Raw genomic sequence first — 19197 nt, forward strand, 5'->3', positions numbered from 1 at the left:
GCATGATTTAAAATCTTACTTAAGGATTGCGCTATTACCGTTTTCACGGATGTGCTTAAGCATTGATTTAACGCCACGAGCACTTGAAGCAACAACGTTACCAGAACTCATGTAATCAGTACCGCCAGCGAAGTCAGTTACGATAGCGCCAGCTTCACGAGCGATAAGTTCACCTGCAGCCATGTCCCAAGGTTTTAGACCTAGCTCGAAGTAACCATCAACGCGACCTGCAGCAACGTAACATAGGTCAAGAGCAGCAGAACCACTACGACGGAAGTCTGAACATTCAGTAAATAGAGAACCAACGATCTTGATGTAAGATTCAGCGTGTTGTTTCTGTTTGAATGGGAAACCAGTCGCTAGAACAGTACCTTGTAGGTCTTTAAGTTGAGCTACACGGATACGAGCGTTGTTTAGCTGTGCGCCTGCACCACGTTGAGCCGTGAACAGATCATTTTGCATTGGATCGTATACACAAGCCACTTCAGTTTTACCTTTGAAGCGAACTGCGATAGATACTGCGAAGTGTGGGTAACCTTTTACAAAGTTATTAGTGCCATCCAGCGGGTCGATGATCCATTGTACGTCTTTATCTTTACCTTCGATAAGACCAGCTTCTTCAGCTACGATGCAGTGCTCTGGGTAAGAGTGCTTGATAGTATCGATGATGATAGCTTCTGCTTCTTTGTCAACGTTAGTAACAAAGTCATTAGTGCCTTTTAGTGAAGATTCAATCTTATCTGTGTTTTCTAATGATTTAGCAATGTGATTGCCTGCCTTTCGCGCAGCGCGAATAGCAATATTTAGCATAGGATGCATACGAATTTCCCAACGGATGTTAAAGAACAAAATGAAAGCGGCGGCGAGTATACCAGAGATAAATCAAAAAGGAAGTGGTTATTTTTTGTTCATCAACGCAAATGTGTTCGAGAACCTATCGTGATGCAGAGCACCAAACGACGAGAATACGGCTAGAAAACCGCTTCACTATAGGGTGTGTAAAAAAATTATGATAACATCCATCGGTTTTAATTTAGGTGGCATACACAGATGTTGGATCAAGTAAAAATCGTACTCGTCGGAACTTCACATTCAGGCAATATTGGCTCGGCTGCACGAGCAATGAAAGTCATGGGGTTAAGCCAATTAGTATTAGTTGATCCACAGTGTGAAGTCGATGAACAAACCCTTGCCCTTGCAGCAGGTGCAGGTGATATTGCTCAAAACGCAACAATCGTAAGTACGCTCGAAGAAGCGATTGAAGATTGTGGCCTTGTTGTTGGTTCTAGCGCTCGCTCGCGCACATTAGAATGGCCAATGCTTGAGCCGCGTGAGTGTGGTGAAAAGTTTGCAGTAGAGGGGCAAAAGCACCCTGTCGCATTGGTATTTGGCCGTGAAAGAACTGGCCTAACCAATGAAGAACTGCAAAAGTGCCATTATCATGTCTGTATCCCTGCAAACCCAGAATACAGCTCACTCAACTTAGCCATGGCAGTACAAACACTAAGCTATGAAGTTCGAGTTGCCCATCTAAATTTAGAGCAAAGTAAGTACACGCCAACTGAGCCAGAAGAATACCCTCGACATAAAGAACTAGAAATGTTCTTTGAGCACCTTGAAAAGGTCATTGTGGAGACCCAATTTATTAATCAGGAGCAACCAGGTCAGGTAATGAACAAACTACGACGTTTGTTTTCACGAGCTCGACCAGAAGCGCAAGAGCTCAATATATTGCGCGGTATTTTGACTTCGATTGAAAAGAAATTCTGAGCAAATAATAACCACTTTAGGTGTGGGGATGAATACCTGACTAAATTAGTCAAATAAATACTTGACCGTTTTAGTCAGGTATGGAAAAATCCTAATCATTACAAACCATGTGGATACGGTGTGGAATGAAACTTACATCTAAAGGAAGATATGCGGTGACAGCCATGCTGGATGTAGCACTGCACTCGCAACAAAACCCGGTACCTCTTGCAGACATCTCAGAGCGTCAAGGGATCTCGCTCTCTTATTTAGAGCAGCTTTTTTCAAAACTACGTAAAGCAGGGCTTGTTGCAAGCGTTCGTGGTCCTGGTGGTGGTTATCGACTTGGTGCCAGCGCACACAGTATCGCTATCGGTACCGTGATTGCTGCTGTTGATGAGTCGGTCGATGCAACTAAATGCCAAGGCAAAGGAGATTGCCAAGGTGGGACTCGTTGCCTAACCCACACTCTGTGGCGCGACCTAAGCTCTCGTATTAGCGACTTCTTGAACAACATTACGCTCGGTGAGCTAATGACAGACAATGAAGTATTAGAAATTTCTGATCGTCAGGACATTGATCTGGCGGTGACTCATGGGCTATCAAACAAAAATACAACCGCCGCGCCCATCGGTGTAAACGTCCGCTCATAGCGGTCAGCATTTTACATTGGAGTAGAGAATGAAACTGCCGATTTACCTTGATTATTCCGCTACATGTCCAGTTGATCCACGTGTTGCTGAAAAAATGGTTCAGTACATGACGATGGATGGTACATTTGGCAATCCAGCTTCACGCTCGCACCGTTATGGCTGGCAGGCAGAAGAAGCTGTCGATACTGCTCGTGAGCAAATTGCTGACCTATTAAATGCAGATCCACGCGAAATCGTATTCACATCAGGTGCAACTGAGTCTGACAACCTTGCAATCAAAGGTGCTGCTCATTTTTACTCTAAAAAGGGTAAACATGTAATTACATGCAAAACCGAGCACAAAGCCGTTCTTGACCCATGTCGTCAACTAGAGCGTGAAGGCTTTGAAGTGACTTATTTGCAGCCTGAATCAAATGGTCTTATTGATCTAAACAAGCTTCAAGAAGCAATGCGTGAAGATACGGTTCTAGTATCAATCATGCACGTAAACAACGAAATTGGTGTCATTCAAGACATCGCGGCTATTGGTGAGCTATGCCGTGAACGTAAGATTGTGTTCCATGTGGATGCTGCACAGTCTGCGGGCAAACTGCCAATCGACGTTCAAGAATTGAAAGTTGATCTAATTTCACTGTCTGCGCATAAAGCTTACGGCCCGAAAGGTATCGGTGCACTTTACGTACGTCGCAAGCCTCGTATCCGTCTTGAAGCGCAAATGCACGGTGGCGGTCATGAACGTGGTTTCCGCTCGGGCACGCTTCCAACTCACCAAATCGTGGGTATGGGTGAAGCGTTCCGTGTAGCAAAAGAAGACATGCAAAAAGATTACGATCACGCACTAGCACTTCGTAACCGTCTGCTAGATGGCGTGAAAGATCTAGAAGCAGTAACCGTGAATGGTGACCTAGAACAGCGTGTTCCACATAACCTAAACGTGAGCTTTGCATTCGTAGAAGGCGAATCTTTACTGATGTCGTTAAAAGACCTAGCAGTATCTTCTGGTAGTGCTTGTACATCAGCGAGCCTAGAGCCATCTTACGTACTTCGTGCTCTTGGTCTAGATGACGAGTTGGCTCACAGCTCTGTACGTTTCTCATTTGGTCGTTTCACGACTGAAGAAGAAATTGATTACGCAATTGAACAAATCCGCGTTGCAGTGACTAAGCTACGCGACATGTCTCCTCTATGGGATATGTATAAAGAAGGGATTGATTTGAGCACGGTTGAATGGGCTCACCATTAATCTCAGGGATTGAAATAGAGGATTCGAGGTAATTTATCATGGCATACAGCGAAAAAGTAATTGATCACTACGAGAACCCACGTAACGTTGGTTCATTTGACAAAGAAGATCCATCAGTAGGTAGCGGCATGGTTGGCGCTCCAGCTTGTGGTGACGTAATGAAACTTCAAATCAAAGTGACGCCTGAGGGCATCATTGAAGACGCGAAATTCAAAACTTACGGTTGTGGTAGTGCAATCGCTTCAAGCTCACTGGTAACTGAGTGGGTGAAAGGCAAGTCTATCGACGAAGCGGCATCTATCAAAAACTCTGAGATTGCAGAAGAGCTAGAACTTCCTCCTGTGAAAGTTCACTGCTCAATCCTAGCGGAAGACGCAATCAAAGCAGCAGTTGCTGACTATAAGAAAAAACACCAGGAATAAGTATTCCGTATATAATGGGGTCTTGAATTAAAGCCCCCATTCAAATCGTAATTTAGACAGACGTAAGGTGCAGTATGGCCATCACAATGACAGAAACAGCGGCGAGTCGCGTAAAAGCATTCCTAGATAACCGAGGCAAAGGTATCGGTTTGCGTCTTGGAGTGAAGACGACAGGCTGTTCCGGTATGGCTTACGTGCTTGAGTTTGTAGACGATCTTAATGAAGAAGATGAAGTGTTCGATCATTCGGGCGTGAAGATCATCATCGATAAGAAAAGTTTAGTGTACCTAGATGGTACAGAACTGGATTACGTAAAAGAGGGATTGAACGAAGGTTTTGAGTTCAACAACCCGAACGCGAAAAGTGAATGTGGTTGTGGTGAAAGCTTCAACGTCTAATTGATTGTCCTTCTGGGCAAACGAGTCCAGAAGGCTTTACTAGGACCCGATCTTAATGAATCACTTTGAATTATTTGGGCTACCAAGTCAGTTTACACTGGATGGTAGCCTTCTTTCTTCCCAGTTCCGAGAACTACAAAAACGCTTCCACCCAGATAACTTTGCTACTGCCTCAGAGCGTGATCGTCTCATGGCGGTGCAAAAAGCGGCGCAAATTAACGATGCGTATCAAGTGCTTAAGCACCCAATCTCTCGCGCTGAATACATCTTGGCTGAAAATGGCACAGAGATTCGTGGTGAGCAACAAACCATGCAAGATCCGATGTTTCTTATGGAACAAATGGAACTGCGTGAAGAACTGGAAGACATTGCTGGCAGCTCTGATCTGGAATCAGCGCTTTTTGATTTCGACGCGAAAGTCAGCAAAATGTACAAGCAGCATTTGGCGAGTGTAGAACAAGAACTTCAAGATGGTCGTTGGGCGGAAGCCGCGGACCGAGTTCGCAAACTTAAATTCATTGCCAAGCTAAAGAACGAAATTGAACTGGTTGAAGATAAACTTCTCGGCTAGTTAGCGTGACAAGGACCCATCATGGCACTACTTCAAATCGCAGAACCGGGCCAAAGCTCGGCACCTCATGAGCATAAGTTAGCAGCAGGTATCGATCTCGGTACAACAAACTCGTTAGTTGCATCTGTGCGCAGTGGTAACGCAACCACCCTTACGGATGATCAAGGACGCAGTATTCTGCCATCTGTTGTTAATTACACACAAGAAACCGCCCTCGTTGGTTATGATGCGAGAGAAAAAGCGGAGCAAGAACCAGAAAACACCATTATATCGGTTAAACGTTTGATGGGACGTTCTCTGAAAGACATCCAAGCTCGTTACCCATCTTTGCCTTACCAATTTAAAGAGAGCGATAACGGCTTACCAATTTTGCAAACCGCTCAGGGTAATAAAAACCCGATTGAAGTGTCTGCAGACATTCTTAAAGCACTAGGCAAACGTGCTGAAGAGACACTAGGTGGCGAGTTGGCTGGCGTAGTTATTACCGTTCCTGCTTACTTTGATGACGCTCAACGTGCAGGTACAAAAGATGCTGCGAAATTGGCGGGTCTTCACGTACTACGTCTGCTTAACGAACCAACAGCGGCTGCGATTGCTTACGGTCTAGACTCTGGTCAAGAAGGCGTGATTGCCGTTTATGATTTAGGTGGCGGTACATTCGATATCTCTATCTTACGTTTGTCGAAAGGCGTCTTTGAAGTGTTAGCAACAGGCGGTGACTCTGCACTCGGTGGTGATGATTTTGACCATCTATTAGCGGATTACCTAATGGAGCAAGCAGGCCTAGAAGCGCCACTTTCTGCTGAGAAAAACCGTGCACTACTGAACATAGCAACGGCGACGAAGATTGCTTTCTCTGAAAAAGACAGCGTTGATGTTGACGTGTTTGGTTGGAAAGGCTCAGTGACTCGCGAGCAGTTCGAAGATCTGATTCGTCCGTTAGTGAGGAAAACCCTGATGTCTTGCCGCCGTGCACTGAAAGATGCTGATGTGGATGCGGAAGATGTACTTGAAGCCATCATGGTGGGTGGTTCAACACGCACATTGCTCGTTCGTGAAATGGTAGGCGAGTTTTTTGGTCGTACACCACTGACAAGCATTAACCCTGACGAAGTCGTTGCAATCGGTGCGGGTATTCAAGCAGACATCCTAGCGGGTAATAAGCCTGACTCTGAAATGCTGCTTCTGGACGTTATTCCTCTATCTCTTGGTATTGAAACCATGGGTGGCTTGGTTGAGAAAATCATTCCACGTAACACCACCATTCCTGTGGCTCGCGCACAAGAATTTACCACGTTTAAAGATGGTCAAACGGCAATGACGGTGCATACCGTACAAGGTGAACGTGAGATGGTTGATGACTGCCGTTCATTGGCTCGTTTTTCGCTGAAAGGCATCCCACCAATGGCGGCTGGTGCAGCGCACATTCGCGTGACTTACCAAGTAGATGCAGACGGTCTATTGTCAGTTACTGCGATGGAGAAGAGTACGGGCGTTCAATCAGAGATTCAAGTTAAGCCATCTTACGGTTTAAGTGACAATGAAGTCGCGAATATGCTTCGTGACTCGATGACTTATGCGAAAGAAGACATGCAGGCGCGCGCATTGGCCGAGCAGCGTGTCGAAGCTGACCGAGTGATTGAGGGGCTGATTGCTGCGATGCAAGCTGATGGTGATGAACTACTATCAGAGCAAGAGAAACAAGCGCTATTGAAAGTGATTGAAGCACTGATTGAACTGCGTAACGGTGAAGATGCGGATGCGATTGAGCAAGGCATTAAAGATACCGATAAAGCGAGCCAAGACTTTGCGTCACGCCGTATGGATAAATCAATTCGAGCTGCACTGTCAGGTCAGTCAGTTAATGATATATAAGAGATAAGTAGTTATGCCTAAGATTATTGTATTGCCACACGAAGATTTGTGCCCAGAAGGTGCGGTGTTGGAAGCAAAAACGGGTGAAACCGTTCTAGATGTAGCACTAAAAAATGGCATTGGTATTGAGCATGCGTGTGAGAAATCATGTGCATGTACCACTTGCCATGTGATCATTCGTGAAGGTTTTGATTCACTAGAAGAAAGCGAAGAGCTAGAAGACGACATGCTTGATAAAGCATGGGGTCTGGAACCAGAATCTCGCCTTGGTTGCCAAGCAAAAGTGGCCGATGAGGACTTGGTTGTTGAGATTCCAAAATACACGCTAAACCACGCGTCAGAAGATCATTAATTCTGCCCCTTAATCGGGGGAAGCAAAAGGAAAGTGAGCAATGAAATGGATAGATTCTCGCGACATCGCGATTGAGCTTTGTGACAAGTTTCCAGATGTGGATCCTAAAACGGTACGTTTTACCGATCTTCATCAATGGATCATGGAGTTAGAAGAGTTTGACGATGAGCCAAACCATTGTAACGAAAAGATTCTAGAAGCCGTTATCTTGTGCTGGATGGATGAAGCGGATTAGCGCTCAGTTCGGTGAGAAACACAGCCGAGTTAACAATTCTTACTAAAAAAAGCGGACCCTATGGTCCGTTTTTTTATCAAATTGACATTTTTACCCTACATAATGCTAACATCCGTGAGTTATTAAAAAGAAGCGGCGTAGGTAACGCCGTTATAAGACAAGGAGAAACCATGTCTACACAGATGTCTGTATTTTTAAGTCATGAACCTGCCGCTCCACACTGGGGTGAAAATGCGTTGCTTTCGTTTGTAGAAAATGGCGTAACTATCCACGTAACAGCAGGGGATGAACTCGATTCTATTCAACGTGCATCACGTCAACTTGATGGCCAAGGTATCCATTCTATTTTACTGTCTGGTGAACACTGGGACCTAGAGAGCATTTGGGCTTTTCATCAAGGATACCGCAATCCGAAAAAACACGGCGCTTTAGAGTGGACAGCATTGTCTGAGGAAGACCAACTCGAACTTCATGCTCGAATTACGGCAACGGACTTTACTCGCGATATCATCAACAAAACAGCAGAAGAAGTGGCACCTCGTCAATTGGCAACCATGGCTGCAGAATTCATCAAATCTATCGCACCTCAAGGCACCGTAACGGCTCGTATCGTTAAAGATAAAGATCTACTTTCAGATGGCTGGGAAGGCATTTACGCTGTTGGCCGTGGTTCTGAGCGTACGTCTGCAATGCTACAACTGGACTACAACCCAACAGGTGACGAAAACGCGCCAGTATTTGCGTGCTTAGTCGGTAAAGGCATTACGTTTGATTCAGGTGGCTACAGCCTCAAATCATCAAATTTCATGACAGCAATGAAAGCGGACATGGGAGGTGCAGGTACCATCACTGGTGGTCTTGCACTTGCGATTCTTCGTGGCCTGAACAAGCGTGTGAAATTGATCCTTTGCTGTGCAGAGAACATGGTATCTGGTCGTGCACTTAAGCTGGGCGACATCATCACTTACAAAAACGGTAAGACCGTTGAGATCATGAATACGGACGCTGAGGGTCGTTTGGTTCTTGCTGATGGTCTTATCTACGCCAGTGAGCAAAAACCAGAGCTAATCATTGACTGTGCAACACTTACAGGCGCTGCTAAGAATGCGCTAGGTAATGATTACCATGCATTGATGAGCTTTGACGATGAACTCTCCCACCAAGCGCTAACGGCGGCAAACCAAGAGAAAGAAGGCCTATGGCCACTGCCTCTTGCGGAGTTCCACCGAGGTATGCTTCCATCAAACTTTGCTGATCTTTCTAACATCAGTTCTGGTGATTACTCACCTGGCGCCAGCACCGCAGCAGCATTCTTGTCTTACTTCGTTGAAGATTACAAAAAAGGTTGGTTGCACTTTGATTGCGCAGGTACGTACCGTAAATCAGCATCAGATAAATGGGCGGCGGGCGCAACGGGTATGGGTGTTCGCACTCTTGCTTGTTTCTTGAACGAACAAGCGGCTAAATAAAACTTTTGCCAGTGCAGATTGATGTCTGTACTGGTATAACCAAAAGGGACGAAAAGTCACTTAGGTCTAAAACTATTATTACAAGTACAAAAAGGAAACTTTATGGCTCTAGAAAGAACGTTTTCAATTGTTAAGCCTGACGCTGTAGAACGCAATTTGATTGGTGAGATTTACCACCGTATCGAAAAAGCAGGTTTACGAATCGTAGCAGCAAAGATGGTTCATCTGACAGAAGAACAGGCGAGCGGTTTTTATGCAGAACATGAAGGTAAAGAGTTTTTCCCTGCTCTGAAAGAGTTCATGACATCTGGCCCTATTATGGTTCAGGTTCTTGAGGGGGAAGACGCGATTGCTCGTTACCGTGAGTTAATGGGTAAAACAAACCCAGAAGAAGCGGCATGTGGCACCATTCGTGCGGATTACGCTTTGAGTATGCGCCATAACTCCGTTCATGGTTCTGATAGCCCAGAGTCTGCAGCACGAGAAATTGAGTTCTTCTTCCCTGCGTCCGAGATTTGCCCACGCTAATCTTGCCTTGTACTCGTTTTATTGTTGAGCCTCGGTTTTATCCGAGGCTTTTTATTATCTGCCAATCAACGTGAAAGATGAATAATTGTTGGTGAAAATTTAACCGTCATGATTTTAATGCCTTAGCGAACTCAGGGTCTTACAACCCTTGTTGTGACTGCATAAAGGCTGTACAATTCGCGCCCTTATTCTTGTTTCAGTCATTGAGAGGCAACATGACTACTGAAAAAATCAATCTACTCGACTTTGATCGCAAAGGCATGCGTCAATTTTTCGCGGAAGAGCTAGGCGAAAAAGCGTTCCGTGCGGATCAGGTTATGAAGTGGATATACCATTTCGGTGTTGATGACTTCGACAACATGACGAACATCAACAAGAAGCTGCGTGAAAAGCTACATCAAAAATGTGAAGTGAAAGCACCTATCGTCTCTGAGGCTCAACATTCATCTGATGGCACCATTAAATGGGCGATGAAAGTAGGCGATCAAGACGTAGAAACGGTTTACATTCCAGAGGATGACCGTGCGACACTTTGTGTATCTTCTCAAGTGGGTTGTGCATTGGAATGTAAATTCTGTTCAACCGCGCAGCAAGGTTTTAACCGCAACCTGAAAGTATCAGAAATCATTGGTCAGGTATGGCGCGCTGCTCGCGAAGTAGGTTTAGAGAAAGAAACAGGTCGTCGCCCAATTACTAACGTAGTAATGATGGGCATGGGCGAACCACTTCTGAATATGAAAAACCTGATCCCAGCATTAGAAATCATGCTTGATGATCTTGGTTTTGGCCTATCAAAACGCCGTGTTACCGTTTCGACTTCTGGTGTGGTATCTGGTCTTGATCAGATGACAGGCAAAATCGACGTAGCATTAGCGATTTCTCTTCACGCACCAAATGACAAGTTGCGTAGTGAAATCATGCCAATTAACGATCGCTGGGATATCCAAGAATTTTTGGCATCAGTTCGTCGTTACATTGCTTCATCAAATGCAAACCGAGGCAAAGTGACGGTTGAGTATGTGTTACTTGATCATATCAATGATGATATGGATCATGCGCGTGAATTAGCGGAGTTGATGAAAGGCACGCCTTGTAAGATCAACTTGATTCCGTTTAACCCATATCCAGGTTCTCCGTACAAGAAACCGAGTAATTCGCGAATTGACCGTTTCCAAAAGACACTGATGCAATATGAACATACGGTTACGATTCGTAAGACTCGTGGTGATGACATTGATGCAGCATGTGGTCAGTTGGTAGGCGATGTTATCGACCGTACGAAACGTACAGCGGCACTAAAAGCGGCTCGTGGTGCAGATACCATCGATGTAAAAGCAGTATAAATTGCAATGAATCATGAAATAGCCAGAGCATCACGCTCTGGCTATTTTGTATGTTGTATATGGAATGTAACCTGCCGCTTACAGTGTGGTTGGTGTGAAATGTTGTTCACTGTGTCAATTTTTGGACAAAAGCTTGAGCTATCTGTTAATTTGGACGGAAAGAGTTTTTGTCTTTGTTATACATTCGCTTATTATGGTGATCTATAGCACTGACAATACACAGTATTTTCTCCAATACGCTTTGCTGAATCTTTGCAAGTCGTGCATTCATACAATAAGTACTGTGAATTTCTAACAGATTATTTTGGTTAACGCGTTTAGGCTAGCTATCTTTAAATGAGGCTTAAGAACAAAAACGAAAATAAATAACCGTGTTAGCCACCCAACAGATTAAATATCACCATTATGACTGAACAAGAAAAGACGAATGAAGTGCCGCTTTCTATGGAAGCTGGGACACTATTAAAAAATAAACGCGAATCTCTAGGTATGACTCAGAAGCATGTTGCTGATCGCCTAAGACTTCGCGTTTCTGTTATCGAAGACATTGAAAACAATCGATTTGAATCGCAACAGGTTGCGACGTTTACTCGCGGATACCTTCGCTCATATGCAAAATTGGTTGGCCTTGATGAAAAGAATGTTTTGGCAGCTTTAGAACAACATTCTGAGGTACATGTCCAAGAACAAGAAACAGAAATGCAGAGCTTTTCTCGCAAAACAAAGCATGAGAAACATAATAGCCGTATCATGTTGCTCACTTGGGTCATTGCCATTGTTATTGTAGGCATTTCTGCGGCTTGGTGGTGGCAAAACCAGCAAGAGGACAGTCTTACTCAAGTTGTCTCTGAATCAAGTTTAGACGCAGAACAAATGGCGGTGGACATTGAAAAAATCGATAGCATCAGCGCGGATGAGTTAATTGCTAGCACGCCTGCAGAAATTGCACCAACGATGGTTGAATCTGTTGTTGAAAGTGAGCCAGCACCAGTGTCTGCTGCTGATGATTCTGCACAAGCAGTGACAGCAGAAGTGGTTGACGCTGTTGCCACTGATGCCTCTGAAAATGAGCCTGCGATGGTGGAAGTAGCAGAAGAGTCTTCAGAGCCGTCGGTGGTTGTTCCTGAGGGGATGACGTTGCTTACTATGAAGTTTGCGGCTGACTGCTGGATTCAAGTAAAAGATGTTAACGGCAGAACACTCGTAAGTGGTACTCGTAAGCCGGGTCAAGACGTAGAACTTGCCGGAAAAGCCCCTTTTAAAGTGATATTAGGCGCACCAGAGGGAGTAACAATGACATTTGCAAGTGAACCTGTCGACCTTTCTGGGTATACTTCAGGCAAAGTAGCTCGATTCACATTACCGTTATAAAGAATTATGCAACACGAATCTCCTATTATTCGTCGTAAATCAACGCGTATTTACGTGGGTGATGTGCCAATTGGTGATGGTGCACCAATTGCTGTACAGTCAATGACGAACACCCGAACGACTGATGTAGAAGCAACAGTCGCACAAATCCGAGCTTTGGAAAAGGTAGGCGCAGACATCGTACGTGTTTCAGTACCAACGATGGATGCAGCGGAAGCTTTCAAGCTTATTAAACAGCAAGTATCTGTACCGCTGGTGGCGGACATTCACTTTGACTACCGTATTGCGTTGAAAGTCGCAGAATACGGGGTAGACTGTTTACGTATCAACCCAGGCAATATCGGCAACGAAGAGCGTATTCGTTCGGTTGTTGATTGTGCCCGTGACAAAAACATCCCAATCCGTATTGGTGTCAATGGCGGTTCTTTAGAAAAAGATCTGCAAATGAAATACGGTGAACCAACGCCAGAAGCTTTGGTTGAATCGGCGATGCGTCATGTGGATCATCTTGATCGTCTTAACTTTGAACAGTTCAAAGTGAGTGTAAAGGCATCAGATGTGTTCCTTGCGGTGGATTCATACCGTCTATTGGCAAAACAGATCGATCAACCTTTACACCTAGGTATCACTGAAGCGGGTGGTGCGCGTGCCGGTGCGGTTAAATCATCCGTTGGTTTAGGCATGCTGTTGGCCGAGGGTATCGGTGATACACTCCGCATTTCTCTGGCAGCAGATCCTGTTGAAGAAATCAAAGTCGGCTTTGATATTCTTAAGTCTTTGCGTATTCGTTCACGTGGTATCAACTTTATTGCTTGCCCAAGTTGCTCTCGTCAAGAGTTCGACGTGATTGGCACGGTAAACGCGCTAGAACAACGCCTAGAAGATATCATCACCCCTATGGATGTATCGATTATCGGTTGTGTTGTGAACGGCCCAGGTGAAGCTGAGGTTTCACATTTAGGTCTAGCAGGCAGTAACAAGAAGAGCGCATTCTACGAAGACGGTAAGCGTCAGAAAGAGCGTTTCGATAATGATAACCTTGTGGATCAGCTGGAAGCTAAGATCCGTGCGAAAGCGTCGGTATTGGACGAAGAAAATCGCATCCAAGTTAACGTACAAGATTAATCTCAACGAGAATTACGGTAAGTATTGTGGCAAAACCAATCCAAGCAATCCGAGGCATGAATGACTGCCTCCCAACTCAATCTCCACTGTGGCAAAAACTTGAAAACACAGTGAAAAATGTAGTTAGCGCATACGGTTATAACGAAGTGCGCATGCCAATCGTTGAGGTAACGCATCTATTTAGCCGCGCGATCGGTGAAGTGACCGACGTGGTTGAGAAAGAAATGTACACGTTCGAAGACCGTAATGGCGATAGCCTGACGCTTCGTCCTGAAGGTACAGCAGGCTGTGTGCGTGCAGGTATTGAAAATGGCCTGCTATACAACCAAGAACAACGTCTATGGTACATGGGCCCAATGTTCCGTCATGAGCGCCCTCAAAAAGGTCGCTACCGTCAATTCCACCAATGTGGTGTGGAAGTATTTGGCCTAAACGGTCCAGATGTAGACGCAGAACTTATCATGATGACGGCTCGCCTGTGGCGTGAGCTAGGCATCGACAAGCACGTACGTCTAGAGCTTAACTCTATTGGTTCTCTAGAAGCGCGCGCAAACTACCGCACAGCGCTGATCGAATTCCTAGAGCAACACATGGAGGTTCTGGATGAAGATTGTAAGCGTCGTATGCACACTAACCCTCTGCGCGTTCTTGATACTAAGAACCCAGATGTTCAAGCGATTTTAGGTGACGCACCTCGCCTTTCTAACTACTTAGATGATGATTCTAAGCAACATTTCGCGGGTCTGTGTGAACTTCTTGATGCTGCTGGTATCGAATACACCGTTAATGAGCGTCTTGTTCGTGGTCTTGATTACTACAATCGCACGGTATTTGAGTGGATCACTGAAAGCCTAGGTTCACAAGGTACAGTATGTGGTGGTGGTCGTTACGACGGGCTAGTAGAGCAACTAGGTGGTAAAGCAACACCTGCAGTTGGCTTTGCGATGGGCCTAGAGCGTCTAGTTCTCATGCTAGAAACGCTGGAGCTAAATGATGTTCGTCGTAGTGTTGATGTTTATGTCGTAACCGCTGGTGAGGGCACGATGATGGCGGGTATGAAGCTAGCAGAGCAGCTTCGTGAAGCAATCCCAGGCGTTCGCGTGATGAATCACTTCGGTGGTGGTAACTTCAAGAAACAGTTTAAACGCGCAGATAAAGTGGGTGCTGTAGTAGCATTGGTTCTGGGCGAAAACGAAGTCGCAGATAACACCGTAGTACTGAAAGATTTAGCCGGTGGTGAGCAAGAAACTTACAACCAAGCAGAAGTTGCAGAGAAGATCGCAGCACTGATCTAAGTCTTTTAATAAGCTAAAGATTATATCTTAATTCGTAATAGTAAGGCTCCCAAGATAGGAGCCTTTCGACGAAATAGGAACAATGGCAGCCCTTGCTGCCATTTACATGTTTTAAGAGGACAGGAAGTGGAACTTTACGATACTGAAGAACAACAAGTTGAAGCCATTAAAGACTGGTGGAAAGAAAACGGCAAAGCCGTCATTATCGGTGCTGTTGTTGGTTTAGGTGGTCTATTTGGCTGGCGTTACTACCAGGATTCTGTAGTTCAGGCGAGTGAAGCAGCTTCTCAAAGCTACACAACAGTAATGAATGCTTTACAAGTTAAAGGCGCAGATGCTCAGGCTGATATTCAGGCGTTCATTGACTCAAATGAAGTGAAAGAATACTCAGTACTTGCTGCTCTTCAGCTAGCAAAAGTGCAAGTGGATGCGAAAGACCTTGCTGCTGCGCTTGAGCAGTTAAAGTGGGCGCAAAGCAACACCAAAGATGCCGCGCTATCTCCACTTATCAGCTACCGTATTGCGCGCATTGAAGCAGAAATGGGTAACCTTGATGCGGCAAATTCTGAACTTAGCAAAGTAACCGATTCAGCTTGGACTGGTCGTATTGCTGAGCTTCGTGGTGACATTGCACTTCGTCAAGGTAACAAAGAAGCAGCATACACAGCGTACACAGAAGCTCAACAAGCAGCAGATGCTAGCCCAACGTTACAAATGAAATTGGATGACTTGGCCAAATAAGGACCGCATTGGATGAAAAGAGTCTTTAAGAAAGCCTTACTCGGGGCGTTAACAGTGGGTATTCTAGCTGGTTGTGCTAGCGAGGAAGATACCATTGTAATGGCTCCATTGCCTCAAGTAGACAGCCAGTTCACGCCAAGCAGTGAATGGAGCGCATCGATTGGCGGTGGTGTTGGTCAATACTTTTCTAAGCTTTCTCCTGTTGTCGCAAATGATATGCTGTTTGTGGCAAGCCGCGATGGTCTAGTAAAAGCGCTAGACCCTGAAAATGGCAAAGCACTTTGGCAAGTTGACTTAGAACAGGATGTTATTGCACGTCTCTCTGGTGGTATTACAGCAGCCTATGAGAACTTATACATTGGTTCTGAAAATGGTGAAGTGATTGCGCTTGACCAAGAAACGGGTGAGGTTCTTTGGCGCGTTGCTGTTGGTGGTGAAGTACTTGCTAAACCAGTAGCAGATAGTGGATTGATCATTGTGAACACAAGCCGAGGCACCTTAATTGCCCTGGATGAAAGCACGGGTGAACAACGCTGGGCGCTGAGCACTGAAGTACCAAACCTAACCTTACGTGGTGACAGTACACCAACTGCAATCGGTGGCGGTGTGTTTTGGGGTACGGCGAATGGACGTCTCGCGGCAGCTATCGTTGACCGTGGTCAATTGATTTGGCAACAGCCAGTAGGAACGCCAAAAGGCGCGACAGAGATTGATCGCTTGGTTGACGTTGATGCTTCTCCAATCGTTTTAGGCGGTACTCTTTTCACTGTGGGCTATAATGGTCAGTTAATTGCGATTGACTTACGTTCGGCAAACCCAATTTGGAAACGTAATTATTCATCAGCGAATGATCTCGCCACAGATGGTAGCCGCGTTTTTGTCATTACAGAGAAAGATCACATCGTAGCTGTTGATGCTCGTAGTGGTACTGAACTTTGGGAAAACAGCAAGTTAGAACATCGTCAGCTTACCGCACCGGTGATCATTGATAACTACCTTGTTGTTGGTGATACGTTGGGTTACTTGCACTGGCTCGATCGCTCTACGGGTGATTTCGTTTCACAACAATATGTGGATGACAGCGGTTTTGCTGTTGGTCCAACGTTGTTATCCGATGGTTATGTCATTACAACACGCAATGGCGATGTAAAGAAACTGACCATCAACGAATAATATCGTGATATAATTCACATTCGGCTCCTGGCTGGTAACAGTTAGGAGCCGTTTTGTTGTTTGAAATTATTAAAAACCGGATGTGGTTATAGGTAAAAAGCTGGTTTGATTTGGCATTGGGCAAGTCGTTACCTATAACTACAGAAGATAGATTATTGTAGAGGTTGTTATGGTACCTGTTGTTGCTCTTGTAGGGCGTCCGAACGTAGGTAAGTCGACACTATTTAACCGATTGACTCGCACCCGTGATGCATTGGTTGCGGACTTTCCAGGCCTAACTCGAGACCGTAAATATGGTCAAGCAAGACTTGGCGAAGAACACGAATTCATTGTTGTTGATACCGGCGGTATTGATGGTACAGAAGAAGGCGTGGAAACGAAGATGGCACAGCAATCGTTAGCAGCAATTGATGAAGCTGACGTAGTGCTATTCCTAGTGGATGGTCGTGCAGGTCTGACGTCTGCGGATGAAGCAATTGCGGCTCATCTGCGTAAAATTGAAAAGCCAGCAATGCTGGTTGTAAACAAAATTGATGGTATTGATGCTGACGCTGCTTGTGCCGATTTTTGGCAGCTTGGTGTTGACGACATGTACCAAATCGCTGCGGCGCATGGTCGTGGTGTAACGGCATTGCTAGAACGCGCATTAGCGCCATTCTTCGATGATTTACTTGCCAGTGAATCTGAGCAAGGTGAGATTGAAGATCTGACTGAATTCGAAGACGAAGAACTAGCGATCGAAGATTACACCGAAGAAGATGCAGAAGCAGAATTCAAACGTTTACAAGACCAGCCAATCAAATTGGCAATCATTGGTCGCCCTAACGTTGGTAAATCAACACTGACAAACCGAATTCTTGGTGAAGAGCGCGTTGTCGTATACGACATGCCAGGAACCACTCGTGATTCTATCTACATTCCAATGGAACGTGATGGTCGTGAGTATGTGTTGATCGATACAGCGGGTGTACGTCGTCGTGGTCGTATTAACGAAACGGTAGAGAAATTCTCCGTGGTTAAAACGCTTAAAGCAGTAGAAGACGCAAACGTGGTTCTATTGGTGATCGACGCACGTGAAAATATTTCTGATCAAGATCTGAGTCTACTCGGTTTTGCCTTGAACGCTGGTCGTTCTATCGTACTAGCGGTAAACAAGTGGGATGGTCTAGACAATGACGTGAAAGAAAGAGTGAAGAAAGAGCTCGACCGCCGTTTAGGTTTCGTTGATTTTGCTCGTATTCACTTTATTTCTGCACTGCACGGCACAGGTGTTGGTCACTTATTTGAATCGATTCAAGAAGCTTACAAATCAGCAACGACTCGTGTTGGTACTTCTGTACTGACTCGTATCATGAAGATGGCAACAGATGATCACCAACCACCAATGGTGCGTGGTCGTCGTATCAAACTGAAGTACGCACACGCTGGTGGTTACAACCCGCCAATCATTGTTGTACACGGTAACATGGTTCGTGATCTGCCTGATTCATACAAACGCTACTTGATGAACTATTTCCGTAAGTCTCTGGAAATTATGGGTACACCTATCCGTATTAACTTCCAGAATAGCGATAACCCGTATGAGAACCGTACGAATAAGCTGACGATTTCACAAGAACGTCAACGTAAACGTATGATGTCTATGGTTAAAAACCGCAACAAGTAATCGACACTGTTTTCAATACCCAAGTTTAGGCTTGGGTATTTTTTTATGTATAGAAAATTGAATATGACTATCACCGCAACAAAGATTCGTTTCTGCCACCAAACTTGGCAATTGGAAGCACAAATTCAACTCGTTCAATCAACGGAAAGCGTCACTTACGTTATTACGGATATCACCCCATTTCATCCCGTCAGCCATATTTGGCCAGATCATCCGGCAGATAAAGGCTCGGTAGTATTTAATGGTCAGGCATTTGAAGTGATAGATTGCCAAGTAGGCGCCGTGGAACTTGTCAGTGGAGAACTGTATGTTGGCCGTGCAATTCCTGTAAAACGTGATACGCAGGGCTGGGTGTTTGTCGTCGTGCATGTTTTATCTTATACCGATGCGATCAATGTTGGTGATGTCATCTCGATCGACGTTGATAAAGAATATCAACTCGCTCTTAGTCGAGGTCATAGTGCTGGGCATTTAGCGTATTTGGCACTGAATAAGGTATTGGCAGAGAAGTATTGGCGTAAAGATGCAGATCGTAAAGACCCGCATGGAAACTACGACTTCAACAGCTATGCACAAGAAACCAGCTTTGTTACCCCAGATAAATGTCTTGATACCTATCGTCTAGGTAAAACTCTACGCAAAAGGGGCTTAAATAGCGCAGATATGCTGTCTGATCTAAAATTAATAGAGCAAAAAGTGAATAACCAGCTCATTGATTGGATCCAGCGAGGCGTAGAGATCAAGATCAACTGTGATGGTGAACATCTGACAGATTCACGCTATTGGCAATGTGATCTAGGTGAAAGCCAAATGGCTGTGATCCCTTGTGGTGGAACGCATGCAAGCCACCTTAGTGACTTCAATTCTATTACCGTCACGTTAATAGAAATTGATTCCCAAACTATCGAAATGCACAGCAATGTAAACAATGGATACTAGGTTGCTATTCTTTTATTAAACTCTAATTTAAACCAATATAACAACGGTA

At 45.0% G+C, this 19197-nt stretch carries 20 protein-coding genes; 19 read left to right on the plus strand and 1 reads right to left on the minus strand.

Features of this window, described 5'->3' with window-relative positions; genetic code table 11:
* Window positions 1–15: 15 nt before the first annotated feature.
* Window positions 16–819 (minus strand): inositol-1-monophosphatase, encoded by an 804-nt coding sequence (gene suhB, locus VA249_RS02790; protein WP_211919923.1) that lies wholly within the window; start codon window positions 817–819, stop codon window positions 16–18.
* Window positions 820–1050: 231 nt separating this feature from the next.
* Between suhB and trmJ the strand changes: the two genes are divergently transcribed.
* The 19 genes from trmJ (at window position 1051) to VA249_RS02885 (ending at window position 19148) form a co-directional block, all read left to right on the plus strand.
* Window positions 1051–1770: a tRNA (cytosine(32)/uridine(32)-2'-O)-methyltransferase TrmJ gene (gene trmJ, locus VA249_RS02795; RefSeq protein ID WP_221068795.1), complete on the plus strand. Its 720-nt coding sequence runs from the start codon at window positions 1051–1053 to the stop codon at window positions 1768–1770.
* 125 nt (window positions 1771–1895) lie between these two features.
* Window positions 1896–2402, plus strand: coding sequence for a Fe-S cluster assembly transcriptional regulator IscR (iscR, locus tag VA249_RS02800; protein WP_128811550.1), 507 nt, complete (start codon window positions 1896–1898; stop codon window positions 2400–2402).
* 28 nt (window positions 2403–2430) lie between these two features.
* Window positions 2431–3645: an IscS subfamily cysteine desulfurase gene (locus VA249_RS02805; protein ID WP_128811549.1), complete on the plus strand. Its 1215-nt coding sequence runs from the start codon at window positions 2431–2433 to the stop codon at window positions 3643–3645.
* A gap of 38 nt (window positions 3646–3683) precedes the next feature.
* Window positions 3684–4067 (plus strand): Fe-S cluster assembly scaffold IscU, encoded by a 384-nt coding sequence (gene iscU, locus VA249_RS02810; protein ID WP_005424883.1) that lies wholly within the window; start codon window positions 3684–3686, stop codon window positions 4065–4067.
* A 74-nt stretch (window positions 4068–4141) separates the two neighbouring features.
* Window positions 4142–4465, plus strand: a complete 324-nt coding sequence (gene iscA, locus VA249_RS02815; RefSeq protein WP_211919920.1) for an iron-sulfur cluster assembly protein IscA — start codon at window positions 4142–4144, stop codon at window positions 4463–4465.
* 55 nt (window positions 4466–4520) lie between these two features.
* Window positions 4521–5036 (plus strand): co-chaperone HscB, encoded by a 516-nt coding sequence (gene hscB, locus VA249_RS02820; RefSeq protein WP_221068797.1) that lies wholly within the window; start codon window positions 4521–4523, stop codon window positions 5034–5036.
* A gap of 21 nt (window positions 5037–5057) precedes the next feature.
* Window positions 5058–6911, plus strand: a complete 1854-nt coding sequence (gene hscA / locus VA249_RS02825; protein ID WP_221068799.1) for a Fe-S protein assembly chaperone HscA — start codon at window positions 5058–5060, stop codon at window positions 6909–6911.
* 13 nt (window positions 6912–6924) lie between these two features.
* Complete coding sequence (gene fdx / locus VA249_RS02830) at window positions 6925–7263, plus strand: ISC system 2Fe-2S type ferredoxin (RefSeq protein ID WP_005460237.1); 339 nt, start codon at window positions 6925–6927, stop codon at window positions 7261–7263.
* Between the two features lie 40 nt (window positions 7264–7303).
* Window positions 7304–7498 (plus strand): Fe-S cluster assembly protein IscX, encoded by a 195-nt coding sequence (gene iscX, locus VA249_RS02835; protein ID WP_221068801.1) that lies wholly within the window; start codon window positions 7304–7306, stop codon window positions 7496–7498.
* Window positions 7499–7668: 170 nt separating this feature from the next.
* Complete coding sequence (gene pepB / locus VA249_RS02840) at window positions 7669–8967, plus strand: aminopeptidase PepB (RefSeq protein ID WP_221068802.1); 1299 nt, start codon at window positions 7669–7671, stop codon at window positions 8965–8967.
* 102 nt (window positions 8968–9069) lie between these two features.
* On the plus strand, window positions 9070–9495 hold the full coding sequence (gene ndk / locus VA249_RS02845; protein WP_128811543.1) for a nucleoside-diphosphate kinase: 426 nt from the start codon (window positions 9070–9072) through the stop codon (window positions 9493–9495).
* Window positions 9496–9710: 215 nt separating this feature from the next.
* Window positions 9711–10838, plus strand: coding sequence for a dual-specificity RNA methyltransferase RlmN (gene rlmN, locus VA249_RS02850; RefSeq protein WP_128811542.1), 1128 nt, complete (start codon window positions 9711–9713; stop codon window positions 10836–10838).
* Window positions 10839–11243: 405 nt separating this feature from the next.
* Window positions 11244–12209 carry a cytoskeleton protein RodZ gene (gene rodZ / locus VA249_RS02855; protein WP_221068803.1) on the plus strand — a complete coding sequence of 322 codons (966 nt, stop codon included), beginning with the start codon at window positions 11244–11246 and terminating at the stop codon, window positions 12207–12209.
* Window positions 12210–12215: 6 nt separating this feature from the next.
* On the plus strand, window positions 12216–13334 hold the full coding sequence (ispG, locus tag VA249_RS02860) for a flavodoxin-dependent (E)-4-hydroxy-3-methylbut-2-enyl-diphosphate synthase (RefSeq protein WP_221068812.1): 1119 nt from the start codon (window positions 12216–12218) through the stop codon (window positions 13332–13334).
* 26 nt (window positions 13335–13360) lie between these two features.
* A complete protein-coding gene (gene hisS / locus VA249_RS02865; RefSeq protein WP_221068815.1) occupies window positions 13361–14629 on the plus strand; it encodes a histidine--tRNA ligase in 1269 nt (422 codons plus the stop codon).
* Window positions 14630–14755: 126 nt separating this feature from the next.
* Window positions 14756–15370 carry a YfgM family protein gene (locus tag VA249_RS02870; RefSeq protein ID WP_128811538.1) on the plus strand — a complete coding sequence of 205 codons (615 nt, stop codon included), beginning with the start codon at window positions 14756–14758 and terminating at the stop codon, window positions 15368–15370.
* Window positions 15371–15382: 12 nt separating this feature from the next.
* The gene (gene bamB / locus VA249_RS02875) at window positions 15383–16543 is read left to right on the plus strand and encodes an outer membrane protein assembly factor BamB (RefSeq protein WP_221068817.1); all 1161 of its coding nucleotides are present in this window, start codon (window positions 15383–15385) and stop codon (window positions 16541–16543) included.
* 169 nt (window positions 16544–16712) lie between these two features.
* Entirely contained in the window at window positions 16713–18209 is a 1497-nt protein-coding gene (gene der / locus VA249_RS02880; protein WP_128811536.1) for a ribosome biogenesis GTPase Der, read from the plus strand.
* Between the two features lie 63 nt (window positions 18210–18272).
* The gene (locus tag VA249_RS02885) at window positions 18273–19148 is read left to right on the plus strand and encodes an alanyl-tRNA editing protein (protein ID WP_221068820.1); all 876 of its coding nucleotides are present in this window, start codon (window positions 18273–18275) and stop codon (window positions 19146–19148) included.
* The last annotated feature ends 49 nt before the right edge of the window (window positions 19149–19197 follow it).

The organism is Vibrio alfacsensis, from assembly GCF_019670485.1.
Classification (GTDB): domain Bacteria; phylum Pseudomonadota; class Gammaproteobacteria; order Enterobacterales; family Vibrionaceae; genus Vibrio; species Vibrio alfacsensis.

Coding starts and splice junctions, on each gene's coding strand:
- suhB (WP_211919923.1), bottom strand. CDS start 819: ATGCATCCTATGCTAAATATTGCTATTCGCGCTGCGCGAAAGGCAGGC.
- trmJ (WP_221068795.1), top strand. CDS start 1,051: ATGTTGGATCAAGTAAAAATCGTACTCGTCGGAACTTCACATTCAGGC.
- iscR (WP_128811550.1), top strand. CDS start 1,896: ATGAAACTTACATCTAAAGGAAGATATGCGGTGACAGCCATGCTGGAT.
- VA249_RS02805 (WP_128811549.1), top strand. CDS start 2,431: ATGAAACTGCCGATTTACCTTGATTATTCCGCTACATGTCCAGTTGAT.
- iscU (WP_005424883.1), top strand. CDS start 3,684: ATGGCATACAGCGAAAAAGTAATTGATCACTACGAGAACCCACGTAAC.
- iscA (WP_211919920.1), top strand. CDS start 4,142: ATGGCCATCACAATGACAGAAACAGCGGCGAGTCGCGTAAAAGCATTC.
- hscB (WP_221068797.1), top strand. CDS start 4,521: ATGAATCACTTTGAATTATTTGGGCTACCAAGTCAGTTTACACTGGAT.
- hscA (WP_221068799.1), top strand. CDS start 5,058: ATGGCACTACTTCAAATCGCAGAACCGGGCCAAAGCTCGGCACCTCAT.
- fdx (WP_005460237.1), top strand. CDS start 6,925: ATGCCTAAGATTATTGTATTGCCACACGAAGATTTGTGCCCAGAAGGT.
- iscX (WP_221068801.1), top strand. CDS start 7,304: ATGAAATGGATAGATTCTCGCGACATCGCGATTGAGCTTTGTGACAAG.
- pepB (WP_221068802.1), top strand. CDS start 7,669: ATGTCTACACAGATGTCTGTATTTTTAAGTCATGAACCTGCCGCTCCA.
- ndk (WP_128811543.1), top strand. CDS start 9,070: ATGGCTCTAGAAAGAACGTTTTCAATTGTTAAGCCTGACGCTGTAGAA.
- rlmN (WP_128811542.1), top strand. CDS start 9,711: ATGACTACTGAAAAAATCAATCTACTCGACTTTGATCGCAAAGGCATG.
- rodZ (WP_221068803.1), top strand. CDS start 11,244: ATGACTGAACAAGAAAAGACGAATGAAGTGCCGCTTTCTATGGAAGCT.
- ispG (WP_221068812.1), top strand. CDS start 12,216: ATGCAACACGAATCTCCTATTATTCGTCGTAAATCAACGCGTATTTAC.
- bamB (WP_221068817.1), top strand. CDS start 15,383: ATGAAAAGAGTCTTTAAGAAAGCCTTACTCGGGGCGTTAACAGTGGGT.
- der (WP_128811536.1), top strand. CDS start 16,713: ATGGTACCTGTTGTTGCTCTTGTAGGGCGTCCGAACGTAGGTAAGTCG.
- VA249_RS02885 (WP_221068820.1), top strand. CDS start 18,273: ATGACTATCACCGCAACAAAGATTCGTTTCTGCCACCAAACTTGGCAA.